The sequence below is a fragment of the Natroniella sulfidigena genome (genome assembly GCF_023223645.1).
Lineage (GTDB): Bacteria > Bacillota > Halanaerobiia > Halobacteroidales > Halobacteroidaceae > Natroniella > Natroniella sulfidigena.
Window position 1 is genome coordinate 140,027 of sequence record NZ_JALKBY010000003.1, and the last position, 20,397, is coordinate 160,423.

Annotated in this window: 16 protein-coding genes; 1 reads left to right on the top strand and 15 read right to left on the bottom strand. The window is 35.6% G+C overall.

What is annotated here, in order from left to right; translation table 11 throughout:
• Window positions 1-8: 8 nt before the first annotated feature.
• From MWH28_RS03150 to MWH28_RS03190, 9 genes are all read right to left on the bottom strand, one after another.
• Window positions 9-2,393 carry a coiled-coil domain-containing protein gene (locus MWH28_RS03150; protein WP_248617824.1) on the bottom strand — a complete coding sequence of 795 codons (2,385 nt, stop codon included), beginning with the start codon at window positions 2,391-2,393 and terminating at the stop codon, window positions 9-11.
• 186 nt (window positions 2,394-2,579) lie between these two features.
• Window positions 2,580-3,203: an LPS export ABC transporter periplasmic protein LptC gene (lptC, locus tag MWH28_RS03155; protein WP_248617825.1), complete on the bottom strand. Its 624-nt coding sequence runs from the start codon at window positions 3,201-3,203 to the stop codon at window positions 2,580-2,582.
• Window positions 3,193-3,759 (bottom strand): LPS export ABC transporter periplasmic protein LptC, encoded by a 567-nt coding sequence (gene lptC, locus MWH28_RS03160; RefSeq protein ID WP_248617826.1) that lies wholly within the window; start codon window positions 3,757-3,759, stop codon window positions 3,193-3,195. Before lptC (MWH28_RS03160) ends, lptC (MWH28_RS03155) begins: the two co-directional genes overlap by 11 nt.
• On the bottom strand, window positions 3,746-5,923 hold the full coding sequence (locus MWH28_RS03165; RefSeq protein ID WP_248617827.1) for an LPS-assembly protein LptD: 2,178 nt from the start codon (window positions 5,921-5,923) through the stop codon (window positions 3,746-3,748). The genes lptC (MWH28_RS03160) and MWH28_RS03165 overlap by 14 nt, the downstream gene beginning before the upstream one ends.
• Before the next feature lie 434 nt (window positions 5,924-6,357).
• Entirely contained in the window at window positions 6,358-7,440 is a 1,083-nt protein-coding gene (locus MWH28_RS03170; RefSeq protein WP_248617828.1) for an LptF/LptG family permease, read from the bottom strand.
• Window positions 7,437-8,543, bottom strand: coding sequence for an LptF/LptG family permease (locus MWH28_RS03175; RefSeq protein ID WP_248617829.1), 1,107 nt, complete (start codon window positions 8,541-8,543; stop codon window positions 7,437-7,439). Before MWH28_RS03175 ends, MWH28_RS03170 begins: the two co-directional genes overlap by 4 nt.
• A 17-nt stretch (window positions 8,544-8,560) precedes the next feature.
• Window positions 8,561-10,510: a hypothetical protein gene (locus tag MWH28_RS03180; RefSeq protein WP_248617830.1), complete on the bottom strand. Its 1,950-nt coding sequence runs from the start codon at window positions 10,508-10,510 to the stop codon at window positions 8,561-8,563.
• Between the two features lie 450 nt (window positions 10,511-10,960).
• Entirely contained in the window at window positions 10,961-11,131 is a 171-nt protein-coding gene (locus MWH28_RS03185; RefSeq protein ID WP_248617831.1) for a hypothetical protein, read from the bottom strand.
• A gap of 672 nt (window positions 11,132-11,803) precedes the next feature.
• Window positions 11,804-13,399: a S8 family peptidase gene (locus MWH28_RS03190; RefSeq protein WP_248617832.1), complete on the bottom strand. Its 1,596-nt coding sequence runs from the start codon at window positions 13,397-13,399 to the stop codon at window positions 11,804-11,806.
• Window positions 13,400-13,579: 180 nt separating this feature from the next.
• On the opposite strand from MWH28_RS03190, the gene MWH28_RS03195 reads away from it, so the two are divergent.
• Window positions 13,580-14,443: a L,D-transpeptidase gene (locus MWH28_RS03195; protein WP_248617833.1), complete on the top strand. Its 864-nt coding sequence runs from the start codon at window positions 13,580-13,582 to the stop codon at window positions 14,441-14,443.
• A gap of 29 nt (window positions 14,444-14,472) precedes the next feature.
• Here MWH28_RS03195 and MWH28_RS03200 read toward each other — a convergent pair whose 3' ends face one another.
• The 6 genes from MWH28_RS03200 to MWH28_RS03225 form a co-directional block, all read right to left on the bottom strand.
• Window positions 14,473-15,120 carry a YjbH domain-containing protein gene (locus tag MWH28_RS03200; protein WP_248617834.1) on the bottom strand — a complete coding sequence of 216 codons (648 nt, stop codon included), beginning with the start codon at window positions 15,118-15,120 and terminating at the stop codon, window positions 14,473-14,475.
• A 220-nt stretch (window positions 15,121-15,340) separates the two neighbouring features.
• Window positions 15,341-16,381, bottom strand: a complete 1,041-nt coding sequence (lpxD, locus tag MWH28_RS03205) for a UDP-3-O-(3-hydroxymyristoyl)glucosamine N-acyltransferase (RefSeq protein ID WP_248617835.1) — start codon at window positions 16,379-16,381, stop codon at window positions 15,341-15,343.
• A gap of 68 nt (window positions 16,382-16,449) precedes the next feature.
• A complete protein-coding gene (locus MWH28_RS03210) occupies window positions 16,450-16,899 on the bottom strand; it encodes an OmpH family outer membrane protein (protein WP_248617836.1) in 450 nt (149 codons plus the stop codon).
• Window positions 16,896-18,038, bottom strand: a complete 1,143-nt coding sequence (locus MWH28_RS03215; protein ID WP_248617837.1) for a GumC domain-containing protein — start codon at window positions 18,036-18,038, stop codon at window positions 16,896-16,898. Before MWH28_RS03215 ends, MWH28_RS03210 begins: the two co-directional genes overlap by 4 nt.
• A 32-nt stretch (window positions 18,039-18,070) precedes the next feature.
• Window positions 18,071-18,634, bottom strand: a complete 564-nt coding sequence (locus tag MWH28_RS03220; RefSeq protein WP_248617838.1) for an OmpH/Skp family outer membrane protein — start codon at window positions 18,632-18,634, stop codon at window positions 18,071-18,073.
• A gap of 13 nt (window positions 18,635-18,647) precedes the next feature.
• On the bottom strand, window positions 18,648-20,351 hold the full coding sequence (locus tag MWH28_RS03225) for a BamA/OMP85 family outer membrane protein (protein ID WP_248617839.1): 1,704 nt from the start codon (window positions 20,349-20,351) through the stop codon (window positions 18,648-18,650).
• Between the last annotated feature and the right edge of the window lie 46 nt (window positions 20,352-20,397).

The following is a 20,397-nucleotide window of genomic DNA, read 5'->3' on the forward strand; positions in this document are numbered from 1 at the left end:
ATCCTCCATTAAAAGTAGACCTTTCGTTTATTTAGTAATTTCAATAGACCAGGCTTGCTAGTAGGAATTATAATTTCTTGCATGATTTGGGCATGATCAAAACCAAAGGCTTGACCTGCTCTAAATTCATTCTGTGAAATTTCATTCATCGCCTTAGCTTTCTTAGCTGCTATAATTCCTAATATTCCTCCTACTAAAAAGCTGATATAGAATGGAATATATGGTATCTCGGCCCCAGTTAAATAAAAGGTAGTCCCTAATAAGCCAGCTCCGATTAAACAGCCATAACAACTACCCAAATCGATCCACTGCTTTTTATTTTGATCTTTCTCAATCAATCTAATAGCATTAATCAATAAAGTTTGATCAAATAATAAAGAAAACAAAGTAAAAATAATTGCAGTTAATGCCATCAATAATGTCTTAACCTCACTTAAGATCTGATAAATTTGTCCTCTCAGGTCAGGATTGATAACCCCTATTTGTGAAGTATAAGATGATAACCCCGTTCCTAACTGCTGCTCAACTATAGCTTCAATTCCCTCTAGTTCAGCTTCTGCAGGTGTTAATAAGGAGATTTCTGCTCCAGGAATAACACTTCCTGCTAGATGCTGATCTATTAAATCAATACTATCAGTAATCTCTTCATCTCTTAGTTTTGGTAAAGCTTGCTGAATATATTCCAATTCTTCAACAATTGCTTCAAAATCCAATCTCTGCAAACTGATTATCTCTTCTTCTAATTCAGCTAAATCTAGTGCTAAAGACTGCTGATGCATCTGATTTAATTCAGTAAAGAGATCGCCAGTTGTTAAATCACCTACCAACTCTTGAGCTCGCTTTTCATCTCCAGCTTCTAAGTTAGATAATACCTGATTAACCCGTGTAACATCTTCTTGCCAAGTAGTCACTTCAGTCAACAGTGGATTGTACTGGTCAATAACTTCTATAATTTCAGCTGTATTTTGATCAATTCTGCTTTCTAGTTCAGCCAAATTAGCTATTAACTCTTCTAACTGCTGCCGATAAGGACTTGTCGGCTCTAAATTATTACTCTGTGCCCTCAATTCAGCTTGCGTTGTCGCCAAAAATTCTTGAAATTCAATAATTAAACTTTGAGCATAATTTAATCTATTAATTAAAGTAACTAAATTATCTAAATTATCTTCTAAGCTCTGTAAGGTACTCTGTAATTGTCCAAGCTCAAAATCACCTTGTCCAAATCTATCTAGCTGATTGGTCAAATAATTAATCTCTTCTAATGTTTCAGTCAATCGCTCAAAAGCAGTAATAACCTCCATCAATTCAGTTAATAAATTATCAGTTCTAGCAAAAATCTGATCTAATTGGGGAACAAGTTTAGACATCTGTTCCACAGCATAAGCTAAATCTTGGCGAGGATTACTAACTTGTAAGCTACCTGCTTTGGCCCCTAACTTGTCACCTTCTAGCTGATAAGCACTTCCCCCTAAAATTTCAGCACTATCTCCTGAAGTTATAACTGCCCGGGCCAACTGACCATCCAGTTCAGTTACACGCAACATAACCTGCTCTTGATCTTGAGCGGGAACAGCAAGTTGTGCTCCTAGTTGTAGATCAACTTCGTCTGTCAGCTCAATTTCAACTGTAGTAGCATAACTATTTAAAAAGTTTTTCATCTCACTCATCGTCTTAACTAAAGAGTCCAAGTCACTAAAATCTGTCTTAGTAATATTCTCAGCCTCAACTTGATACTCCTCATTAACTGCTCCTGCCAGTTGATCACCTAAAGCCAATAGATCATCTGCTTGTTGATCAATTGGAAAACGAACTGTCAAGACCTGATACTCCGCCATTAAATCCTCAATATCTTCTTGTACATCCGGTAATAACTCAGCATCTGTAACAATAACTTCTAATTTATCGCCATCAATAAAGGTAAAATCAACCCCTGATAAAGCCTCAACTTGATCTTGTAAAAATTGACCACTATCTGCTTGTAAACCTTGCACTGTAATCCGCGGTTCGGTCATCAATGATAAATTATTATACCCAGGTACATTTTGAAAATACTCATTGACCTGAGTATAGGTTTCTTGATTTTGATACTCTTCATCCAACTTAATGAAAAAATTAGTTTGCCCAGCTAATTCAATTCCTGTAACCAATTTTGAACCAGCTAGTTTAGTATCAATTATCTCCTGCGATTGTCTTTTAGCTTCTTCCTGTAAGTCTTTATCAACAATCAATGCCAAATCATATTCACCATAATCTCCAAGTAACTCATTGACCGTATCTCCAAAATAAAAATCGGCTAAATTACCTACAACTAATGAAAGTAATGTGCTTGCAATAATTGTTACCACAAGTAAAATAATAATATCTCTTCCAAAACCTGATTTCAGAAGAAGCATTTTTTTCACTCCTATCCTCCCCTATTATAACATCCAAAGAAAGGAGGAGTAAACAGAATCCTTCCTGTAATTAATGGATTAAGATGAATTAATTGTTTGTGATTCTAATGATTAAATAGTTAACCTTCCAAAATATTATAACAAAAAAAGTTGGAGAGTACAATTTAAACTCCCCAACCCTTAACTTTAAAGCTCAAATTCTAATTTAACATCTCCTGTAGCATCAAAATCACCTGTTTCTAAATCTATTACAACCTTCTTAGCCTGTAACCATTGGTCATCCTCTTTAATTTCAACATTTTCTGTAATAACAATCTCATCTTTATCAGCTTGAGACTCTAATCTTTCACCGGTAACCTCCTGTCCATCATAGATTACAAACAAATCACCTGTAGCCAATAGATCATCAGTATCCGTCCAGATTTTGAGATAATCGGCTGTTAAATCTAATGGCTCTCCTCCTTTTTCGGTCTTAAGGCGTACCTCTTCCTCAGCAATCAATAAATCCTCTTGTAATTGCAAGGTCAATTGTTGGCCCCAGATCTGGTCTCCAGCTGTTTGCTCAAGGTAAACATCTTCTGTAAAGAAAAGTTTTTCTGTCTTACGATTCATCTCCAATTGCTCAGCAGTTATCTCATCATCTTGATAAAGGAAGTAGACATCTCCTGTAGCTAGATAAATCTCTTCTTCCTTTAGGTAACGGAGCTGTTTAGATGTTAATCTTCCTTGGTCTGCTAACTCTTCTTCTGCCTCGACAATAGGTGTAACTAGTAGTAATAATAAGAAGATAATCAGTAACTTACTTCTCATCACTGTCAGCCCCTTCAAAATCAAAAGTCATCTCTACTCCAATTGTAAAATCAATTACCTCTGCTGTCAAATCAACTATCATTCCTCCAGCAGATAATTCTCCATCATCAAATAGATAGCTTACTGGACTATCAGTCCTAAACTTCTGCTCCTCTGCTAACCAATCTAGCTTCTCGGTCCTAATTTGTTGGCCCGTACTCTCTTTTAATTGCACATCCCCTCTTAACTGCAAATCTTTACTCTCTTGCTTATAAATCAAACGTTCCACATCTAAATTATATCTAACTTGCTCCCCTTCAAAAAACTTTCCATCTTTAACTCCCTGAGCAATTATTCTTTCTAATTGATCATCATCAGTAACTAGCGGTTCTATAACTTCTTCTAACTGCAAATCCCATCTCCGTTCTTGCCCTAAATAACTGATAATCCTACTCTCTTTAATTTGATATTGATAATCGACCTGCTCTTCTTTCTCCTCTTCATCCTCTAAGAATACTACTACACTAAAACCTAAGATAACTATAATTACTAGTAGGTACAAACTAGTCCGTTTCATCAAGTAAACCTCCTAAATCTGTATCAAACAACATCCCTTCTTCTTCACTACTACCAAATTTGAGCTCTTGTTCAGAAAAAGCTGTGATCTGATATTGAAGCCAGATTTCTTGATCAATATGGTCATAAGATAAGGTTAACTTTCGGCAGTGAAGATCCCGCTCTATTGCTAAGTTAGCTGTAGTAAATCGATCACTAGGTCGGTCATAACTACTGTTTAACTTAATATTCCATTGGCCTGTCGTCCAATCTAAGCTATTATCCCATTTAATCATTTCTAAATCATTCAGATCCAAACGAACCCCTGTTTGATAATTGAGATTCTCCTTTTCTACTTTAAAAGTAGTAGCAAATTGCTTAAATTCTCTGTGGTTTAAATCATAAGAGAGTACATTCTCTAATTGATACTCTTCGTTAAATTGATAGTTTAACCTCTGTTCTAGATCATCATACTCTCCGGTCAAAAAATCATATCCTGTCGTCAATTGAAATCTACTTCTACCTCTTCGCCACAGTAATCTTTCTTCTAACTTATGGCGATCATTGACTGTAGAGAAATCATCTGGAGCCATTCCTTGGACTGTCTGATAACGATGGCTAAGTCGATTAGACCAATTATTACCCAAATCACTGAACAAAATCAAGTTACTATCATAAGACCAGTGAGCATAACCTTGATCATAGATATCCTGTCGAATGCCCTGCTGATAATTAAGACGATTGGCAGGAGTTAATCTTAAATCATCTTGATAATTACCTTCCAAATAACCATGTTGCTTAGTATCTTCCCAATCAACTTGGTAGCGATTACTCCCTCCTAAGCCTAGTTCAAAGTTGGTTAAAGAATCAACTTCTAATAATCGGGCAGGGGCCAACGTCAAATCAAACTTGGGTAGATAGTAACTTTCAACCTCTTCAGTATCACCTTGTAGATCAGCTTTAAGAGTCCAATCATAAGCTCGTTGATCCTCAGTTAAGCGGATAGCAGTATCATAATCACCATACTCATGCTGCTTAGCAGTCTCATAATCAAGATCTAATTCATAATCAAGGAAGAGTTCATTTGTAAAATAAGTCCGATAATCAAGCCCTAAACCATAAGAGTTAAGGTGCTCCTCCCGTTCAGTATAACCATAATCAAGACCAATTGCTAAACGATCATCATAAAAGTCATCTCTCAACTTATCAAAATCTAAACCTAAATCAAGACGATGTTGATACCTTTGATCCTGTCTATAATCTGCTCTAACTTCGTTGGCCCAATTATCAAACTCAAGGGATTGATCAAAGTTAAGATCAAGCCAGGTGCCATGTTGCGGGTCAGTTAAATAATTAGAATAATGGTTTTGATAAGCTAAATTAAAGTTTCGCTCACCATCGTCTAACTTCATCTTCCGGTCAAGCTCTGTACTGACCCAGGGTCCATCATCTTGTTCACGTTTGTCATCTTCTAGATATAGATAAAGATAAGCCTGATCATCTTCTTGGGAGCGATAATAATGCTTGAACCCTCCAGCAAAACCCATTTCACTAAAATAATCGAGATATAACTGGCCAAAATCACCTTCTAATGCCGAAGCGGGCCAACTCTCATAATCAGAACCTAAGTAATAATTATACGTAGTCTTAACAAACCACCCCCGCTGCCTACTATAACCAGCCTGCGGATAAAACCCAGGTTCTTGATCCCGCAAGGAGTAAACCATTACTGGCAAATAAAACAACGGTAAATTACCACTCATCTCCCAAAAGACAACATGCTTAGCTACAATTCTATCACCAGGATAAACCACTAATTCGTTGGCCTTAAAATAATAATGAGACTCCTCACGGTCACAGGTTGTAAAATGAGTATCATCCATTTCAATCTCTTCTGGATTATAATTAACTTCAGGACTTTCTAAGTGGATTGGCTCTTCAATATCAGAAGCAATAATTATTCCTTCCCCTTCAACCAAAACTCCCTGTCTAGTCTCTAAATCATGCTCTAAATACTCAGCACTAAATTGACCATCACCTTCTATAACATTGACATTACCTGTAGCTATTAATTTATTTTCTGCTAAATCTATCTCCATTTCAGTAGCTTCAATCTCCATCTCATCAGTTACCAAATAAGCAGAACCAATAGCTTTAATCATCTGTTCTTCTCGAAAATAAAGCACCTGATCAGCTTCAAGGTTGACCTTTTCTTCTGCTGCTAAGGCAGTTGGGGAGGCAAGTAAGATTATGATTAATACTAGATAAAGTTTATAACTAACTGCTTTGATTGTTGCTACCCCTTTCTAGGTTTTTAGTGATTAGTAACTGGTAACTAGTAATTAGTAAATTCAACCCCCTAGAAACATGCAATCAAAACCTTGTTAGACGCAGACTAAATTCGGATTGAAATCCGACTAACACAAGACAATTTCAAGATCATAAAATAAATTTTAATTGGTTTTAATCAGAATTTAGTTAGATCTTAGTCACCCCAAGAGTACTTCCTCAGAAAACAAAAAACGTTTTCTTAAGGGCGCTGTGTCAAAAGATTTTGACTTTGATTTTACCAATCACGAATCACTAATTACCAATTACTAAAGCGAAGCTTTATTGTAATTCAGCTAGAATAATTCTCTTTAAATAACAGATACACCCCTACCCCACCTACCAATAAATTAGGAATCCAAACGGCTAAAAATGGTTCAATAACCCCATTCCCACCTAATGATCGAAAGATAGAGACCACAGCAAAGTAAATAAAGATAATAATAATACTAGCTATAATCCCAAACAGCCTGCCTTTTTCAGAACCAGCACTTAATGGAGCACCAATCAAGACAAAGACCAACGGTAAAATTGCCTCTGCTAATTTAAAATGATACTCTACTAATAATTGATTGGTATCAATCCCTGCATCTGTAAATAAATCGATCTGTTCTCGTAATTGTTTGCGATTCATCTCACCTGGTTCCCTATTATTATATTGATAAAACTGCCTAAAATCTCGACCAACTTCTACTTCTAACTTTCTAAAACTTTCTTCCTTAACTAAATAACCATCAACATCCAGTTCACTAATTAATCCTTCCTCCAACAACCAACTATCTTCTGTAAAACTACCTTCTGTAGCAGTAATTATTTGCTTCCCTGTTCCTTGTTGATAAATCATAACCCTTTCTAATTGCTGCTTTTGATCATCAACTTCTCCAGCATAAAAGTAGCGATCTTCTCCTCCTCTAAAAAGAAGATCGGTATAAACTCCTGGATCCTTATCTTGATAGACCTCTTCTTCTACTAACCGCTGATAATTAGCATTAGCTTGAGGCACAACCTCTTCATTCAGGCCATAAATTATAAAACTTGCTACTAGAGCTAGAGCTAATAATGGATAAACTAAACGAATAAAGCTGATTCCTCCTATCTGCAAAGCACTCAATTCATTATCCTTACCTAACCGACCTAAAGATAAGATAGTAGCTAACAAAACTGCTATCGCAATACTCTGCACCACAATAGGAGGTAGCCGATACAATAACAACCTAATTACAATCGCAATTGGAACCTCTCGAATAATGATAAAATCAGTCAATTGAAATAAATAACCACTCAACATCACTATTACTAGTCCAACCAAGGAATAAAAAGAAGGTTTTAAAAATTCTAGTACTAGATACCGATCAACTATTTTTAGTCCTTTCATAAATCCTCCCCAATCGGAAAATATTCCTCTTTGAAAATTAAATAAATTGCTACTCCTGTAAAGATCAAATTAGGCAACCACGCTGCTAATAATGGCGTTATCATCTGATTTCTGCCTAACGAACGAAAAAAGGATACTAATAAATAATATAAAAACATAATTATAATACTACTTATCACTCCAAAAGCCTTACCCTGCTTTGATTTCAAACTCAACGGTACCCCAAGTAGAACAAAGATTAAGGAAATAAAGACTTCAGCTAACTTCAGATGATAATCAACCAATAATGAACTGACGTCTAAACCACTTGATTGAAAGAGCTCGATCTCTTTTCTTAACTCCGCTCGACTCATTTCAGCAGTCGTTCGTTGTTGCCCATAAAATTCTCTGATTTCTTGATTTAGATTTATCTCCATCTCATCAAAATCAGATTGATAAGTTAACTCTCCCTTATCATCTAATTTATGGATCATCCCTTCTTCTAAATGCCAGATTTCCCCCGCAAAATAACCTCGCTCTGCTCTTATTAGACGAGGAAATCCATCTTCTTCAATCTCATAAGCTATAATTTGTTCTAACCTTCCTTGCCGATTATCAATTTGTTGAATATAAAAGTATTTATCATCTCCTCCCTCAAAGAAGGTACCTTGTTGTAAGTTAGGAGGCCCTTCTTCTAGGATGGTCTGTCTGATAATATTTTGAGCCCGATGATTAGTCCACGGTACAACCTGTTGGCTGATTAAATAATTGCTCAAACTGATTATTATAGCGAGTAAGAATAAAGGAGCCAACAAACGCTGTAAACTAGCTCCCCCCATTCTCAAAGCAGTCAATTCATTATTCTTAACCAATTGACTCATTGCAAGTAAAGTAGCAAATAAGACAGAAATGGCTAGACTCTCTATTAGAATATCGGGGATTTTATACAATAACAATTCCAAAATTGTCAAAACCGGAATGCTTTTAACAATAATTAAATCGGTCAACTCAAATAAATAACTACTAATTAAAATCACTGTCAAAATAGAGAGCGACAGTAAAAATGGTTTTAAAAATTCCGCTAACAAATATCTATCAACTATATGAGGTTTTAATTTCAACACACCAACACCTCTTTATCTTAATCTCTTTCCCTTCTGATAGTAACTACTCCCAAATCCAACTCCTCTGGAGCTGTCAATACAAACTGCAAATCAGAATTCTGACCATATAATCTGAAGTATTGAACCCCATTTTGCTTAATCGATAATTCTTCTGTGTAATCATCATCAAGCTCCAACATTTTAGGCTTTCTAACCAAATCAAAGGATTGATAATTATAAACTGAGCTATCAACTCTAGCAATCTGATCTGTAACATTAGTCGCTAGCCAGTTTAAGAATATCTGTTCTAACTTTAAACCGCTCTCTTCAACAATCACCTGCTGTGGACTCTCCTGAGCAGTCATTATTGTAGTCAGTAATTCAACTCCATACTGCTCATACAAATAAGTAGTAAATAATCCTACTCCACCCAGATAAGGGATGCTCAATTGTTCACCAATTACAGCAACCTCATCAGTCAACATAAAGTAGCCAGGGTGAGCAGTTGATTGGCTATAGACCCAATCATTTCCTCCATCCCATGACCAACCTTCTTGCCCATAATCAATATAACCTGTCAATTTTTCAGCCAATTTAGCCAATCCTTCATTGATCCAAATATCATCTACTTGCCGATTAGCAGCCAACTTTTGATTATAAAAGATCAGATGTTGAAATTGATGGGCCAACGTTGGATATAAATTCTTACCAGTTCCCTTCTCTAAGTTAAGATAGACTAAATCATTAAAGTTAGTCCCTTCTACATCTCGGCGTAAATCATCAGGATAGAAGAAGCCTGATGTATTAGGATTGTTGAATTTAGTTAATAAAACCATAATCTTTTCATTATTATCTACATCAGATGGTTGTCCAAGTTTTTCAGTCAAGGTCGGATAGATATTAGTATCAAACTCTTCAACTAAGCGATCAACTATATCTAGATCAAGATCAGCTCGCTTATCGACAAAGACAGAAATATGTTGTCCTGCTCCTACCATCTTAGCAGTCACAATCGACTCCTCTTCATCTGTCGGATTGACTAAATTAGGTACATAAAAATCTTCCGTTTCATAAAAACTATATTCTTTGGGGGTAGTTCTTTGTTCTAATTGCTGATAGTCATCATTCTCAATCAATTCCATCTCCTTGGCCCGGATTTGATCTTCAACCCCTTCTTCAGATTGAGAAACAAACTCTGGTCTAGAATCATTAACCTCAACTTGCTCCCGTTCACCAAAATAATTATAATAAACTAGATCAAGATCAAAATTATATTTTTGGTCACTGGTTGAATCAACATCTAAGGGACTGACAGCTACTATCACTTCTTCATTACTCTTCAGCCCTTTAATATCGATTACTTGTTCATCAGTTGACCTTACAATCTCTTGCTCTATCTTTCCTCCCTTTAAATTAACAGTCTTAGCAACCTCTCCACCTGTCAGCTCTAGCTCTTGCTCTACAGGCTGATATGTATCTTGACTGACATTAAGTATATACTCTCCTGGTGGTATCTCTGAAAATCTAATCTGAGCACCCTGCTCAGAACGAATCACTCGCCCATCTTCTAATAAAGCTACCTTAGCATCTATGTAATTATTATTGATATCCTTAATATCCAACTTAAGATCGGTCGGCTTAGGCTCAACTTCTTCACTTTCTACTTCTTTTTCTTCTAAGGTTATATCCGTAAAAACTAGCGGTTCATCAGCAATTATAATGTCAGTTTCAAATTTTTGATATCCTTCTTTACTAACTTCTAGCCTATACTCACCTTCTTCTAAATCAGTAAAATGTAACAACTCTCCTCGCTCGGACTCAACTACTTCTCCATCTTGAAATATTTCAGCAGTAGCATCGTCAGGATTGGTCACCTCTAAGTAAACCTCTCCAGCTTCCAGCTCATCTTCTCCCCTACAACCTACTAATCCTAAAATTAATACTAAAAAAACAATCATCAGTACTCTATGATTAAATCGCACCTTCATCACTTTCACCCTTTCTCCCTAAAATTTTAATCTTAATTATTATATTAGACATCGATCATCAAATTACCTCTATTGAACGATTTCAAAATAATGGGACGGTGTTGATATAAAGTGGCAAAATGCCACTTTATATCAGTTTACAGTTTACAGTTTACGGTTGACAGTGTACAGTTAAAACCCTAAACTCAAAACCACCCTAAACCTATAGATATAAGGTTTTTTATAGATTTTTATCTTTGCTTTATGGTTTTGATCTTAACTGTAAACTGTACCTACGGGTCTTTATCAAGACCCTTCGTGAAAATCACAAAAACCGTATCCACTGTACACTGTCAACTCAATAATGTGGCACAAAAGTGCCATATTATTGTAATTATTCCTTAATAATAATTTTAACATTTAAAAAAACGCAGAACCAACATTTTATGTTGGCCCTGCTTGGTTAATACTTTAATTTTGATAAAATCTCTCCCGGATCCTATCAGATTCTTCTTCTTGTTGCTCTTCTTTCATCACCTGCTGTAACTGCTCTTGTCGCTCTTCTACTGAATTTAATCTGTTATCCATCTGTTTTAAACCTTCTACTAAATCATCCATCTTGTTTAATAACTCATCATCCATAAGCTATCCCTCCTTATTGAATTAGCTTTTCCTAATCGGAGATAGCTTAAATAAGAAATTAATTCCATTTGAGGTATTAGTTTGATTAAGTTAGTATGTGGTTAATTAATAGTTACGCTTAATTGATATAAAGCTTAACTTTTAAAATTAAGAAATTATAATTTAAACCTTAAAATCAAAACCATTTTACGGAAAAGTTAAAAACCAAACTTTCTTCCGTGCTACCTTTTTTCACCCCAAGGGCATTTCCTCAGGGCTTATCAGCCCTTCAGGGCACTTGATAAAAAAGTAGCCAAAAAATCAATAAGAATTTGAATTTTTGCAATCACCAAAATCAAATCATTCTCATTTGAGGTATTAAAATTACGTATAAACTCATCCACTTTCACCGCAATCGCATAAATTCTTCGGGTAAAATCAAAACATTACAATCTAAAAATTTATCATGAGGGGTGTTTCGCAGTGACATATAGATTTTTTCGTCTAGCTTCTTGATGAGTCGAGAAATGAATAAGAGTATGAATTAGCTAATTTCCCCATTTTAAATTAGCTTGCTCTTATTTATTCGCAGACGAATCTTAGAAGCTTAGAAAAAATCTTTCCAAACGAGAAATGCCCCTCATGTTTCACATCAATTGTTACACATTATTGTAATTATTCGTTATTAACTATTCAATGCTTTTTAATTTCCCATTCAACTTCATCGGTCAACAACTCCAACTCAAAATCAACATTCAACCCTGCTCCTACTGGATGAGCTGTCTTACCAAAGTAATCACCTTGCTCTATCTTACCACTACCTGTCAGATCAATCCAAGCATAAAGATGCCACTCACCTGCTTTAACATTTTCCAATTGATAAAAACCATCATCGCTGACATCCGCTAATTCACTCTTCAACTTAATCTGATTACCATCTTTTTCACCTGCGAAGATAACTGCCCTACCGATTTGAGCATTACTGACTGCTGCATGAGCATTAACTAAACCATAGCCATATTTAAAATCCCAACCCCGTCCTACATCTTCAGCTCCCAAATCCTGAGCAGTCCTTTGTAACCGTTCTTTAATCTCTTCTGGTGTTAAATCAGGCTCTTCAGCTAAGATTAATGCTGCCACCCCTGCTACATGAGGAGCTGCCATTGAAGTACCACTAAGCCTAACATATTCGTCTTCTACTACTTCTTCAAGATATGAATCCAAGTATCTCCCGTAAGGAACAGTAGAGTAAATGTGTTGACCTGGTGCTACAAAATCAAGCTCCCTTCCATAATTAGAAAAGGAGGTCAACTCTAAATTTTGATCAACTGCACCCACAGAAATTACAGTCTCAAACTGAGCTGGATACTTAAGATCAGGATCACCTACTCTATCATTACCCCCATTCCCTGCTGCTGCAATAACAGTCACATCCTTCTGATAGGCATAATCTATCGCTTCCTTAACAGTAGCCGAAGGAAAAGGAGATCCTAAACTAAGGTTAATAATATCTGCTCCATTATCTACTGCCCATTTAACCCCTTGAGCTGTACTAAGGTTACTTCCACTCCCATTATCAGCTAAAACCTTAGCTGATAGCAGTGAAACTTCCCAATTGACACCAACTACTCCTTGGTCATTAGCTAATGCTCCAATGCTACCTGCCACATGGGTACCGTGACCATTCCGATCGTAAAAGTCATCCTCAGCATCACTCGTAAAATTCTTACCATCAATTACTAAACCATTCAAATCAGGATGGTTAACATCAATCCCAGTATCAAGCACAGCAACTGTTACATCCTTGCTTCCTGTAGTCTTATACCACGTTTCTGGTAAGCTGACCGCTGAATAATGCCACTGCTTGTCATAATAGTAATCAGTCGGATGAACTGTTAGCTCCATTGTTCTCATCCGCTGATTTAACTCTGCAAACTCTACCTCTTCTCGTTGATTTAACTCTTCAGCTAACTTCTCTAATCGCTCAACTTCTGCTCCATTCACTAAACTTACCCCTAAGCCATCCAACTCTTTCTTTATGCTTAACCCATATTCCAGCAATATTCTTTCCTTAATATCTTCATCTTTAAATTTAACTAATAACTCCTGGGCTGAATAATCTTCATCCTCTTCCGCTAGACTGGTCTTACTAACAACTGGATTGATTTCTTGTTCAATTTCAGTATTTGCAATAGTTAAATAACCCGAATTACCCTCATGATAAGAATCATCATTACTACAGCCTATCATAACCAACATCATAATGGTTAGTAAAATTATTTTTTTCATCTAATTACTCCTTATTGATTATCTGTCCCCCTACAATTAAAACTAAAATTAGAAGGTATTAATAATATATTAAACATAACTTCTCTAATCCCTGTTAAAAATGAATGTTAAAAGTTTACAGACTATAACAAGCTTAACTCAACAATACTACTAATAAAACTTCAAGTCTGAGGGGGAATTATGAACTCATCACTTTTTTCAACTACTAATTTAAAAAGAATCTTATTTATTTTCAGTCTGATCTTTCTACTTTTAATCTTACTTTTTATTTCAACCAACTATCAATCGACCACTCATAATGACAGAGTAAGTCATAATCTAGACCGAAAGCAGTTTGAACAAATAGAAGACTTTCTACAACAACTAAGAACTCAACAATCTAAACCTACAAAAAAAACAGACTTACTAACTTCCCAACAACAGCTAACTAAGATTAGAACAGCTTTACTGCTTTATTTACAAGATAATTACCAATTACCTACCGAACTTAATCAATTGGTAGGAGATTACTTACTAAATTTACCTACTGAACCAGTTTCAAATAGTAAACGAGTCAATAATAGATTAGATCAACAAGGAGGTTGGTATTATAACCCTCAAAAAATTAACGATTCAACTAATTTACTAACCTTAATTGAGAAAAGTCTCAAGCCTAATCTTAAATCAACTAAAGATTATAATTCCCCTTTTAAACCCTATCAATTGCTGATAGTTACAGATGAGCAACAACTTCACCTCAAGCAAGGAGCAGAAAAAGTAGCTAACTATCCCATCGGCATTGGAGCTCAAGAAAGCCCTACTCCTATTGGTAAATTTAAGGTTAAAGATAAGTTTCCGGTCACAGGCGAGCAAAAGGAAGATTATGGTGATTATTGGCTTGGGATCGATCTCTGGACTAAAGGAGGAAGCTATGGAATCCATGGCACTGGTAGTACAACCCCGATTACAGAACAAGAATCAGCTGGTTGTATTAGACTTAAAGCAGAAGCTATCGAGGAATTATATCATTTGATTCCACTTCAAACCAGAGTAACTATAAAGTAAAACCTTGCCCTAAGGGCAAGGTTTTTAAATTAAAATTCATTTTTAAAGCTGACTCCAAAAGTAAAATCATTATTGTCAGTTAGATCTTTAACTCCTAAATTAGCACTAATTTCAGGAATAAATTCAAATTTAAGTCCTAAATTTACTCCTCCATTATACTCAGCTAACATTGTCGTTAATGGTAATTCAAAACTATTATCTCCACTTGAGACAGAGACAGGATTTAAAACCCTACTAACTCCTACAAAGAAATTATCCTCAAACCGCTCTTCATCGCCTACCCCTAAATGAGCTCTCAATCCATAATAGGGAGTAGATTTACTAGCAACTAAGTAACGATCTCGATCAATAATTCCCGCTGCTATAGCTGGAATATTTTCAGTCTCTTCCATTAATTTAACTCTTAACTTAGGGAAGATATCACCATCCTCTGTAACACCTTCGGGCCAAACAGCCCCCATTCCTAGGTGAACACCTTGCTTAATTCCATAATTAACACCTACTAAATCACCACTGTTATCAAGTCTTTGATAGGCTAAATTCAACTCTGTCGGGGCTAAAATATCGGCCGTAGGAATCGTTAACAGACCAGTATCTCCAAATTGCCCAGCATAACTTGGTGCAGAAAAGACAATCAACAAAGCTATTACTAACCATAATTTCAAACCCTTCTTCATCATTACCCCTCCTAATTTAATTTGTGCTCTCTCAGCTAAATTTAAATCTATCACTATAGTGCTTCGCAGATAACTAAGTTTCCCTGCACCCCCGTCTTAGTGTACAATTGACAATGTACAATTGACAGTTGAAATTCAAAATCACACATTCAAAACACTAAACTCATCAATATTTACAAAATATCTTACGACTAAATATTTTATCTTTCAATATTCTCTTTTAGCTGAGAGTATTCAATTTTTCTTCTAATTGAGCAACCTTCTTTTCCAACTTTCTCATCTTCTTCATCATTTGTGGTAACTTCTTACGAGCTGCTTTAATCCTTCTTTCCTGCCGATGATCATGAGCAGGATATCCAGACACAAAAGAATCATCTGCAACATCATTGGTCACCGCACTATAAGCTCCTACTGTTACATCATCTCCTATCTCTAGATGACCTACCACTCCACTCTTACCAGCTAATGTAACTCGCTCTCCTAATTTGGTACTACCAGCAATTCCAACCTGAGCAATCAGTAATGAATCAGCTCCTACTTCAACATTATGAGCAATATGTACCAGATTATCAACTTTGGTTCCTTGAGCAATCACTGTTGATCCAGTAGCAGCTCGATCAATTGTAACGTTGGCCCCTAACTCTACCCTATCTTCAATGACTACATTACCAAATTGGGGTACCTTCTCATGGCCATTTGCACCTGTTTCAAATCCATACCCTTGACATCCAATTACTGCCCCAGCATTAACTTCAACCTTATTACCTAACTTACACTCATATTCTATTACTACATTCGGGTGAATAATACTATCTTGACCTATTTCAACATCATGCCCAATATATACTCCTGGGGCTAAAATTACCCGATCACCAATTTTGGCCCCTGCTTCAATTACCACTCCTGGATGAATCGATACCTCTTCACCTATTTCAGCTTTAGGACTGACTACAGCTTGCTTACTAATTTCAGGCCGCTCATAAGGTTGAGGCATAAATACTTTAGCAATTTTAGCAAAAGCTAAACGAGGATTCTCAACCACAATTAGTGGTTGTCTAACATCATCTCTAACAAGATCCTCAGTTACAATAATTGCCCCTGCTCCCTGCACTGCCTGTTGGAAGAACTCTTGATTAAGAGCAAAAGTAACTTGATTACTGTCAGCATTATCTGCTCCACCAACCCCTTCAACTTCAAAATCTTGATCACCTACAACCTCTCCTGTTACTAATTGAGCTAACTCCTTTAATTTCCTTCCCATCACTAAACCTCCTTATGTACAATAATATCAGCCTATAATAGGCTGATATTATCAGTCAATCAAAGAATTTATTGTAGCTTTTCAATTACTTGCTCAGTAATATCAACACCACCATATCTAACATCCTGTTGATCTAAAATCATATCTAATTCCTCTTCTACAGCAATCTCTTTAACTACCTGTTCAATTTCAGCTATAAACTGATCTCTTAAGTCATCTTGTAATTGATTTATTTCTTCATAAGTTTGTTGGTGCTTCTCTAGCTGTTCTTGTTCTTCTAATCCTTCTACCTGTTGCTTATATTCTTCCTGAATATCCTCTATTTTATTATTTAATTTTTCTTGATAATTAGCTGCTTGCTCACTTTCAGTCCAGACCCGATCTTGATCCATAACTCCTACTTCAATTTTAACCTCTTTTTCTTCAGTTACAACTTCAGTCTCAGGTTCCGCTGTACATCCAACTAGAAAAATTGCTGTTATTAAGGTTGTAGTCACTATTAAAATAAATTTTTTCATTCCTTTATCCCCCCTAACCTAATCTCAGCTAAGACCTCTTCAGTTAGATCAATCGCTGCTAAATTTTTATTATAATCAGTTAAAATCAAAGCCATTTCTTTATCCTCAGCTACATCTTCTATAATCAGATCCAGTTCTTCTTTCCTTTCTAGCTTTAACTTCTCCCTTTTTTGTTGTAATTGAATAATTTCATCAGTTAGATCCTTAATCTTAGTTTCCACTCTAGCTATCAACTTTTGTTGAGCTGATAATAATTCATTTTCAATATTAGCTGTTAACTCTTCTTCTCGACTGGATAAATCAGTCATCATTTCGTCCTCTAAGAGAGTTAAATAATTATAAAACTCTATCTCTAATTCTTCCTTCTTAGCTAGATAATCTTCCTCAACTTGAGATAATAACTGTTGTTGATAATCCTCTAGCCTCTGTTTTAACTCAGCTTCCTGTTCTTCAATTACAGACTGTAACTTTTGGTTGTAATATTGTTCTTGTTCTTCAACCTTAGCCTCTCTTTCAGTTGTCAGTTCTTCTAATTGACTCTCTAATTCCTTTTGTTTACCCTCATCTAGATTACCAACCCTTAACTGCAACCTTAAATTAATAATCTCTGAATTATAATCTTGGTCTATATTATCTCTGTATTCTTCCAAGTCTGTATCATATTCCTTCTCCAGTGCCGTAATTTCCTCTTTTAACTTTTGATGCAAATTATTCTCTTTTTCCACTAAATCAACTTCAACTTCAGTCATCAGTTCCTGATAATAATCTTCGAGTTTAGAATTTAACTTAGACTCTTCCTCTTCCATTTTTTTAGTATAATCATCTTCAATCACTTCTAATCTCTTTTTCAACTGTTGATTAAAATCAGCTAAATAACTGCCTGTATCTTCCTCAATCTTGCTCAAACTCTTCTCTTCTTCTCGTAAAGAGAGCTTAAGATTGACAATACGTTCTTCAATTTGACCAATTTGCTGTGTTAAAGGATGTTCTTGCCTAATTTCAGCTAAATCAATAATCCCAATTTGAGGTTCGCTCTCAGTTTTAGTTTGCTCTGTCGGCACTTCTTGCTCATAACAGCCAACTAAACTCAGAACCATAACCAATAGTAGCACAATTAAGCTACTTTTGATTATTTGCACAGAAAACACCTGCTTTCTAAGTTAAAAATGATTTAATCCAACTCTTCATCACTTTCAAACAGTTCCTCTTCTAGTAACTTTTCATCATCTAAATCAATAATTGGTTCTTCTTCTGATTCATCACTTTCTGACTCTATCACTTCTTCAGTATCCAGTTCAGCCAAAACTTCTGCTGTTAAATCATAACCACCATAAATAACTACCGGTTGGTCAATAATAATAGTTATATCTTCTCTTTGTGCCACTTCCCTGATCTTATAATTGATATCATCTATCAAACTTTGAATTAAATCTTTCTCCAGCTGATTAAGCTTTTGTTGATATTCCTTTAGTAACTCCTGTCGTTCTTCTTTAGTCAAGCCAACTGCTTCAGCCTCAAGCTGTTGCTGTAATTGTTCTGCCTTTTGATCTAACTCTTCTTCTGACGCTTCCTTATGAGGATGTTTCAAAAATAGACTCTCCATATCAACATAGGCAATCTGAGGATTATCAACCTCTTCCTGTTCAGCTTGCTCAGCCTGAACAGGATTAACAGCTACTAATGCTCCCACTATAACCAGAGTAATTAAGAGTCCACTTGCTAATAGTTTCTTCATTATTCCACTCCCTTTAGAATGTATTACCGATTCTAATGCTTAAGTTAGTCTTATCATCTAATTCACCTTCTGGAGCATAACCATAATCCAATCCTAACTGTCCCATTGGAGTATTAAATCTTGCTCCTAAACCAACTGAATAATTCAAATCATTCAAGCTAATATCACTATTATTTGCAAAAGTTTTACCTGCATCAGCAAAAGCAACCCCTGTTACATTATCTACAATGCCAAATCTATATTCTAAATTACTAACTAACATAGAGTTCCCATCAACAAAACCATTTTCAACGGCATTATTATCTCTATCATAATAATCACTACTATAGCCTCTTATTTCATTAAGTCCAGTTAATGAGTAACGCTCTCCTTGAGGAAGTTCTCCATCACTAAGTCCTGTCTTCAGTCTAAAGGCCCAAGTATCTTTTTCTCTTGCTGGTAAATAATTTCTCAAATCAGCTTCATATTTAGTAAAGTCAGTATCACCACCAAGTAGCCCTGCATTCTCAACTGATAGTTCTTGCCTACTTCCTGAGCGAGGACTGAAGATATTATCTCTAGTATCTCGAATCGTCTTTAATGTAACACTTCTAGTATTGTCATCATACTCTTCTCCATCTTCATCTTCATATTTAGTATTGTGGTAATCTAACTGCAGATAACCTGTAATATCATCAGCTAACGGATGACCAACTGTAATATCCCCACCTTGTCTTCTGGAAACATCGTCTACTGGGTCATCATGTTCAGTCCGATAAAGATTGAAATTTAAACTCGTCTCACTACCAAAAGCCCATGGTTCATAAAACCCTAATTCATAAGTGGTCGTATCACCAAACTCCCAACTTAAATTCACTTTTTGGCCACGACCAAATAGATTGTCCTTCTCTACATCAACCATACCTGTCCAACCAGCAGCAGAAGAATAGCCGCCTCCAACACTGAAAGTACCTGTCTTCTGTTCTTCTACTTCAACTACCAAATCAACCGCTTGCGGATCAGTTGGTACAGGCTGCATATCAGGTCTAATATCTTTAAAGTATCCTAAATTATACAAGTTTCTAAAATCATTCCACATCTGATCAATATTAAATACTTCTCCTTCTTCTAAAGTTAACTCTCTTTCAATTACAAAGTCCTCAGTCTCTTCATTTCCTGTAATACTAACACTATTTAAACGACCTTCATCGATAGTTATCTCTAATTGATCTTGCTCCTTAATTGTAACATCAACAACCTGGGCCAACACATAGCCTTGTTCTTGATAATACTGATTAATCCTTTCTACACCTTGATCTAAAGAATTAACATTAAGGATTTCACCTTCTTGTAACTTTAACAACTCTTTTAACTTTTCAGTTGATATTTCTTGATTTCCCTCAATTTTAATCGCTGATAATTCAGGGTTTTCAATTACTTCTATAACTAATTTGACTCCATCTTCATAATTTCTAAATAAAATTTGTAAATCAAAGAAATAACCTAAATCAAAAACTTGTTGCATATCCTGCTGTAACTTTTCATTAGAAACCTCGTCACCAATTTCAGTTGTAACTTCTTCTAAAACTTCTTCCTCAGATACTAGTTTATTACCTGTTACTTCAATCCCAGTCACAGTATTATCTGTTGGAACTGGCTCTTCAGCAGCTGCAATTAGACTATTACTTGCTAATAAAACTACTAAAATCAATAATGTTAAACCTGTCTTTTTAAACATAATTTTTATTCCTCCATTTCTGATAAATACTTCTGTTTTAATCTTT

Coding starts and splice junctions, on each gene's coding strand:
- MWH28_RS03200 (WP_248617834.1), bottom strand. CDS start 15,120: ATGAAGAAGGGTTTGAAATTATGGTTAGTAATAGCTTTGTTGATTGTC.
- lptC (WP_248617825.1), bottom strand. CDS start 3,203: ATGAGAAGTAAGTTACTGATTATCTTCTTATTATTACTACTAGTTACA.
- MWH28_RS03190 (WP_248617832.1), bottom strand. CDS start 13,399: ATGAAAAAAATAATTTTACTAACCATTATGATGTTGGTTATGATAGGC.
- MWH28_RS03225 (WP_248617839.1), bottom strand. CDS start 20,351: ATGTTTAAAAAGACAGGTTTAACATTATTGATTTTAGTAGTTTTATTA.
- MWH28_RS03170 (WP_248617828.1), bottom strand. CDS start 7,440: ATGAAAGGACTAAAAATAGTTGATCGGTATCTAGTACTAGAATTTTTA.
- lpxD (WP_248617835.1), bottom strand. CDS start 16,381: ATGGGAAGGAAATTAAAGGAGTTAGCTCAATTAGTAACAGGAGAGGTT.
- MWH28_RS03210 (WP_248617836.1), bottom strand. CDS start 16,899: ATGAAAAAATTTATTTTAATAGTGACTACAACCTTAATAACAGCAATT.
- MWH28_RS03150 (WP_248617824.1), bottom strand. CDS start 2,393: ATGCTTCTTCTGAAATCAGGTTTTGGAAGAGATATTATTATTTTACTT.
- MWH28_RS03185 (WP_248617831.1), bottom strand. CDS start 11,131: ATGGATGATGAGTTATTAAACAAGATGGATGATTTAGTAGAAGGTTTA.
- MWH28_RS03195 (WP_248617833.1), top strand. CDS start 13,580: ATGAACTCATCACTTTTTTCAACTACTAATTTAAAAAGAATCTTATTT.
- MWH28_RS03180 (WP_248617830.1), bottom strand. CDS start 10,510: ATGAAGGTGCGATTTAATCATAGAGTACTGATGATTGTTTTTTTAGTA.
- lptC (WP_248617826.1), bottom strand. CDS start 3,759: ATGAAACGGACTAGTTTGTACCTACTAGTAATTATAGTTATCTTAGGT.
- MWH28_RS03220 (WP_248617838.1), bottom strand. CDS start 18,634: ATGAAGAAACTATTAGCAAGTGGACTCTTAATTACTCTGGTTATAGTG.